This window comes from Streptomyces sp. NPDC031474 (assembly GCF_055581185.1).
The window spans coordinates 21,487-28,163 of the sequence record NZ_JBVIJX010000044.1 but is presented as its reverse complement, the minus strand read 5'-3'; the positions used below and the strand labels follow the sequence as shown (position 1 = coordinate 28,163).

Below are 6,677 nucleotides of genomic sequence, written 5' to 3'. Positions count from 1 at the left end.
ACGGGACTATCCAGGACGGCTCCGACGCCGTGATCACACCAGCCACAGCAAGATCATCTCATCTGTGACCGGCAGTTACGGGACAACCCTTAGTTTCCCCGCCCGCCGTCGGCAACTGCGTCACCTCGCTCGCGACGATGGCCGGGGTGACCGTCCTGCTGAACTGACGCAGGATCCGCAACCACCTCGTTGAGGCGCGTGAGGACCGAAAGGCCGGCCATTCGCCTGGATTCGCGATCGTGAACGCATGGCAGGCGTGAGGTCGGAGATCAAATGCCGGATCGCCCCCGTCGGACATCACCCCTTCACAGACTCGTGTGGCAGCTTCCCTCAACCTCCCCGGGGCGGCCGCACGACTGCCTTCCGCTCGGCCACGGGTCGCGAGCCAAAGGCCGGTGAAGCCTTCGCCAACCGATACGCGACCGCGATGGAAACGTAGCTGTAACCGCGTTGCCCTGTGACAGGCTCGCGCTATACCTGCACTTTCCGCAGAGGGCACGTGTCGGCGCCTGCGAGCTGAAAAGCCGCTTCTTCCTCTGTATACGGAGTGACAGCCGGATAAAAGCAGACCCGGAAGACCGAACCCCGGTCGACACCTCAAATGCGGCGGACCCTGCTCCGCCACGGCTGCCCTCACACCATCCTTCAACTGTCGTTTTGAAAATCTTCAACTCGTGGTTGACCCTGCTGTGAGTGGCGGATAGTCTCAGGTCATCTTCAATGGTCAATCGACCTTCAGGTTCACTCCCCCCGCTACGTCCCCAGAAAAACCGCCCCGGGGCACCCTCATGCCTTCCGGAGCCGGCGCAAGGAGAAAATCCATGGATATGGATCAGGGCAGAGATCCTTCGGTAGCTACTGTGCAACCGGCTTCGGTCAATGAATCGGCCAGGGTTCTTGACGAAAAGTCTTCATCAAAAAGATCCGGGCTTTCCCGGGCCATGAAGTCCCGCCACATCGTCATGATCGGCCTGGGTTCCGCTATCGGTACCGGACTGTTCGTGGGATCCGGTTCAGCGATGGCCGCGGCCGGGCCGGCGGTGCTCCTTGCGTACATCGTCGGCGGCATCCTCGTCACTCTGGTCATGCGGATGCTCGGCGAAATGGCAGCCGAGGCCCCGAGCGCGGGTGCCCTGTCGGTCTTCGCCGACAAGGCATTGGGACGCACCGTCGGATCGACGATCGGCTGGTTGTGGTGGGCCGTGATGGTCGTGTCCGTCGCGGCCGAGGCCACCGCGGCGGCCGCCATCGTGCACTCGCTGTGGCCCGCCGTCAGCCAGTGGCTGCTCGCGCTCGTCTTCTTGACCAGCCTCACCGGGCTGAACCTCCTGGGCGTCGCCAAGTTCGGAGAGACCGAGTTCTGGTTCACGCTCCTCAAGGTCGGTGCGATCCTTGCGATGTTCGTCGTCGGTGGAGGCATTCTCCTGGGATGGATCCCGGTGGACGAGCCGACCGGCTTCGGGAACCTGGTCGATCGCGGCGGGTTCATGCCGAATGGGATAAGCGGCGTCGCCTCCGCACTTCTCATGGTGGTGTTCGCGTTTGGTGGCGTGGAGATCGCGGCGATCGCCGCGGCCGAGACCAAGGACCCTGCGCGCAACATCGGTCGTGCGATCCGCACCATCGTCCTGCGGATCGTCGTCTTCTACGTCGGCGCCGTGCTGATCATGCTCATGGTGCTGCCGTGGAACGATAGCAAGCTCAAGGAGAGCCCCTTCATCGCCGTGCTGACCTTCGCGGGGATCCCGGGGGCCGGCACGATCATGGCGCTCGTGATCGTCGTCGCGCTCCTGTCGGGGCTGAACGCCAACGTCTACGGGGCATCCCGGCTCCTGTTCTCGCTCTCCGACCGGGGGTGTGCTCCCTCCCAGGTGACGCGGGTGACCGGCAAGGGAGTCCCGCGGATCGGTGTCCTGCTCTCTGTCGCGTTCGGTTTCGCCGCCGTCATGCTCAACTACATCTGGCCCACGCTCGTCCTGAAGTACCTGCTGAACGCCGTCGGGTCGGGCACGGTCATCATCTGGTTCTTCGTGATCATCACGCAGTTCATCCTGCGCCGGCGCATGAGCACGGAGAAGACGAACGCTCTGGCGTTCAAGGTCTGGCTCTTCCCCTACGCCAACTACCTGGCGCTGGCCATCCTCGGCGGAATTGTTGTCCTGACCTGCTTCGACGACGCCGGCCGCAGCCAGCTGCTCACGACCTTCATCGTGACCGCTGCGATCGCGGTGGCCTGTCGCCTGTTCAGCAGGGCGCCCAGCCCGAAGTCGCTCGAAGAGCAGGTCTGACATCAACGGCTTACCCCTTGAGCGACACCGCTTCCGCAATCTGAGATACCCCGCGCAGGGGCGGCCTGGATGAGAACACAGGGCTGATCACAGCCCGTACTCACTCCTCCGGGTCGCCCTTTGAGCGCGTGGCCGGCACCGCGGCGGCAGCGTCCGGTGGCCCGACACGAGAGCAGGACGGAACCGGTCGGACCAACTCACGGACCCACGCCTTTCCGCAGTCCGTCTCTGGCTACGCACCCGGCTTGGCCAGACGCTGATCCGCACGGATTCCGCGGGCGGCACCCACGGCTTCGTGTCCTGGCTCGCGAAGCGAGGACGATGGATGTCCTACTCGGTCGGCATGACGGTCACCGAAGCGATCCACGAACATGTGCTGAAGGTCCCCGCCTCAGCCTGGACCCCGGCCGTCGAGACCGACGGTGAGGCCCGTGACGGGGCCTGGGTCGCCGAGCTCACCGGCAAGCTCCTGGACGGCTGGCCCCAGGGCATGCGACTGATCGTGCGAAAGGAACGGCCTCATCCTGGCGCCCAGTTGAGGATCACGGATGCGGACGGCATGCGAATCACGTGCTTCGCGACCAACACCCCCCACCGGCCGATCGCCGCCCTCGAACTCCATCACCTGCTGCGGGCCCGGGCCGAGGACCGGATCCGGGCCGCCCGGGCCACCGGCCTGCGCAACCTGCCGCTCCACACTGCAGCCCAGAACAAGGTCTGGCTCGAGATCGTCCAGATCGCTCTCGACCTGCTGGCCTGGATGCCCATGCTCGCTCTCACCGGCAAGGCGCGGCTCTGGGAACCCCGTCGCCTGCGATTCCGCCTGTTCTCCGCGGCCGCTCAGCTCGTCACCACCGGCCGACGCAGGATTCTCCGCCTCGCCCGACACTGGCCCTGGACCAGCGAGATCACCGCCGTCCTCGAACGGCTCGCGCTCCTACCCACACCCGGCTGACCAGCAACTTCCCACCACCCCGACGACAACACCACCCGCCCCGGGCAGTGGAACCCGGCGCCCACCCGACGCGACAACCGGGCCGCTGGCCTGCCCAACAGATCGGCGATGCCGTTCGACAGCGCCATGTACGTCCTCGTGGCTTCCTCGGTCGCTTCGAATGCCCCCGCTCCGGTATCCACCATCCTCTGGATGAGATCGGCCGCGAAGTCGACATGGTCCTCGATGGCCAACGGGTTGTTGTACAGCGGCGTGGCGCTCTGCGGCCCGGTGAGCGCGAAGACTTTCGGGAAGTTCGGAACCGCGATCCCCAGATAGGTTCGCGATCCTTCGGCCCAGTAGTCCTCCAGCCTGACACCACCACGGCCAACGAGGCCGAGCCGCTGAAGCGAGCCGGACCAGGCATCGAAACCAGTGGCCAGGATGATGACATCGAACTCGTAGTCGGCCGCTGTGGTCCGGACGCCCGTCGGAGTGATCTCCAGGATCGGATTGGACCGTACATCGACCAGTTCGACATGGTCCTCGTTGAAGGCCTCGTAGTAGTTGGTCTCGAACAGCGAGCGCTTGGTCGCATAAGCGTGGTCGTTCGGGCACTGGAGTTCAGCAACTTCGGGATCCGCAACACGGTCGCGGATCCGGTCCCGAATGTAGTCGGCGAGGGTGTCGTTCGCCTCCTTGCTGAACAGAAGATCAGCATAGGTCGGCATGAGCAGGCGGAAGCCACCGCGGTAGTACCGGTCGTAGAGTTCGCGCCGCTCCTGCCAACTGGCCGCGAGTGCGGACGGCTGCGCCGGCGGATACGGCGCACCCAGGAAGTTGTTACGGCACTGCTCGCGATAACGCGGATAGTTGGCGATGACCTCGTCGAGTTCGGCCTCGTCCATGGGCCCGTTACCCAGGGGCGTGGCGAAGTTCGCGGTCCGCTGGAAGACGGTGAGACTGCCCACGTCCTTCGCTATGGCTCCGATCACCTGCACACCGGAAGAGCCCGTGCCCACAATGCCCACGCGCTTCCCAGCAAGATCCACTGGTCTCTGCGGCCAGTTGCTCGTCCGGTACAGCTCTCCCCCGAACGATTCGGCCCCCTTGAAGTCGTCGTCCTTGGTGGCGCTCAGCCCGCCGGCCGCGCTGACGATGAACCGGGCTGTCACGGACTCGCCCGTGTCAGTGCCGACGGTCCACCAACCGTTCTGTTCGTCCCATACCGCAGAGGTCACCCGCGTCTCGAATGAATAACTGCTGCGGAGATCGAAGCGGTCTGCGACGTGCTCGAGGTACCGCAAGATCTCCGGCTGCGCAGCGAACCGCTCCGTTTATCGCCACTCGCGCTGCAGGTCTTCGTCAAAGGAGTAGGAATACCAGACGCTTTCGAAGTCGCAGCGCGCCCCGGGGTAGCGGTTCCAATTCCACACCCCGCCGGGGCCCGACGCCGTCTCGAAGGACTTCACTCGCAGGCCGAGGAGGTTGCGCAGTTTATGAGTGGCATACAGTCCGGCGAATCCGGCGCCGACGACGATGGCATCGATATCGGCGGCCTCTGGTCCACGCGGGTTTACGCTGTTCGGAAGAACATGTCGGCTCATGCAGGAGAGTATGTGACAACCAAAAGCAGGAAGGACTGTCCCAATCGTCGGACACTGGGCCTATTGATCCGAAACTCAATCGGCCTATTCGAGTATTGAGAGCGTTCAGCTGTGCCGGACGCCGTCGGGGTGCTGGTCAGGCCGCGTGGGGGTGTTGGCGGCGGACCGGCTGGGCCAGGGCCGGTCACCGATCAGTTCGTTCTTCAGCATGGCGAAGAACGGCTCGGCCAGCGCGTTGTCCCGGATCCTCCGCAGCCAGCACGGCCTGGCGGCCTGTCTTGGATGTCCACCAAAGCGGATCAGGCCAAGATCCTACGAGTCAGCGCTCAACTCGTCCTCCCGGCCCGACTCCACCACCCCGGCGACATGCACGAGCGAGTCCAACCGCTCAGGCAGGGCACCGGCCGCCAGCCGGGAGCGTATCGACCCCGGTGCGGACAGATCGGCCGCCAGCGTCCGGCTCCGCGGGAACCGGGCACGCAGTTCCTCCGCCCGTGCCTCGTCCCTCGCCAAAACCAGCACCCGTGATGAGGTGAACTCCCATAGCCTGATACACACCCCATATACGGATCTCATTCCTTATGGTGCAGGCCGAGTTGGAGGCACCCCGACGCGTTCGGCTCGCGGGTGGGGCAGGGCGTCGCGGTGCCGCCCGGCGGGCGGGATGTTCCCGCGGGGCGCCCAGGGTTCGCTCCCCGGGCTTCACGGACGCGAATCGACCTGCCCGGGAGCCCCGATCAACCGGGTGAGTCCAGCTCCCGGGCCGTGGTCGATTCGCGGACGACGAGCTGAGGTTCGTAGACGTGGTGGACCGGATCCGAAGACCCTTCGTTCGCGATGTCCGCGAGCAGCAGTTGTGCTGCCTTCCTGCCCAGTTCGTGAGCGGGCTGCCGTACGGTGGTGAGCGGGACCGCCACTTGGGAGGCGAACTCGATGTCGTCGTACCCGACGATGGCGATCTCCTCCGGCAGGCTGATGCGTGCCCGTATGAGGGCTTGCATCACTCCGATCGCGACGAGGTCGTTGGCGCAGAACAACGCTTCCGGGCGATCGGAACGGCGTCTCCTCGCCAATTCGGTGCCGACCGCGATGCCGTCGGCCAACGTCACCGACTCGGTGTTGATCAGCTCTACGGTCCGGTCGGGCCCGAGCGCCTGGCGCAGGCCGGCGAGCCGGTCGGCGGCATGGGTGTGCACGTCGGGGTTTCCCGCGAACATGATCCGGCTCTTGCCCAGTGACCGAAGATGCGCGCCGGCGAGCCTGCCGCCCTCGACGTCGTCGACGGAGACGGACGGCAGGCCGTAGCCGTCCGCGCGCCGGTCGACCAGCACACAGCTCAGCCCACGCGAACTCATCTTCTCCAGTTGGGCGATGCTCTCCGCGGAGATCGGCACGGCGAGGATGCCCCGGACTCGTCGCTGCTGGAAGATCTCGAGGTTGTGCCGTTCACGATCGCGACTGAGTGCGCTGGTCGAGACGGACAGGGTCCAGCCACCGTCGTAGACGCGCTCCTCGATGCCGCGGGTCACGTCGTTGAAGTACGGGTTCCACGTGTCGAGCAGGGACAGGGCCAGCGACGAACTGGAGCCGGACCGCAGCTGGCGGGCGGATTCGTTGCGTACGAACCCCAGCTCGCTCATCGTGCTTTCCACCCGTTCACGCAAGTGGGGCGAGACCCGTTCGGGGTGGTTCATGACATTGGAGACGGTTCCCCGGGATACGCCCGCATGGGCGGCGACATCGCCCAGCGTCACACTGCGCATCGACCCCTCCTGAAGTTGAAGACGTCACATTACTTGACGCCCTGCTCGAGCCTCTGGTTCAGTGCGTCGCATCTTACTTTTGGCA

4 protein-coding genes and 1 pseudogene are annotated in these 6,677 nt (G+C 65.2%); 2 read left to right on the top strand and 3 right to left on the bottom strand.

The genetic code is table 11. The features are described 5' to 3' along the window. The first annotated feature begins 821 nt into the window (after positions 1–821). Together ACZ5SK_RS46370 and ACZ5SK_RS46365 are read left to right on the top strand one after the other, a co-directional pair. Positions 822–2,288 (top strand): amino acid permease, encoded by a 1,467-nt coding sequence (locus tag ACZ5SK_RS46370; protein ID WP_334581497.1) that lies wholly within the window; start codon positions 822–824, stop codon positions 2,286–2,288. Between the two features lie 232 nt (positions 2,289–2,520). Further along, positions 2,521–3,243, top strand: a pseudogene (locus tag ACZ5SK_RS46365) (transposase); the annotation flags it as partial. Here the strand turns inward: ACZ5SK_RS46365 and ACZ5SK_RS46360 are convergent. The 3 genes from ACZ5SK_RS46360 to ACZ5SK_RS46350 all read right to left on the bottom strand — a co-directional run bounded on the left by ACZ5SK_RS46360 (position 3,129) and on the right by ACZ5SK_RS46350 (position 6,592). Next, entirely contained in the window at positions 3,129–4,529 is a 1,401-nt protein-coding gene (locus ACZ5SK_RS46360; RefSeq protein ID WP_334581496.1) for a flavin-containing monooxygenase, read from the bottom strand. The pseudogene ACZ5SK_RS46365 and the gene ACZ5SK_RS46360 overlap by 115 nt on opposite strands. A gap of 30 nt (positions 4,530–4,559) precedes the next feature. Next, positions 4,560–4,829, bottom strand: coding sequence for an NAD(P)-binding protein (locus ACZ5SK_RS46355; protein ID WP_468577948.1), 270 nt, complete (start codon positions 4,827–4,829; stop codon positions 4,560–4,562). A gap of 737 nt (positions 4,830–5,566) precedes the next feature. After that, positions 5,567–6,592, bottom strand: a complete 1,026-nt coding sequence (locus ACZ5SK_RS46350; protein WP_069764855.1) for a LacI family DNA-binding transcriptional regulator — start codon at positions 6,590–6,592, stop codon at positions 5,567–5,569. Positions 6,593–6,677: the final 85 nt, after the last annotated feature.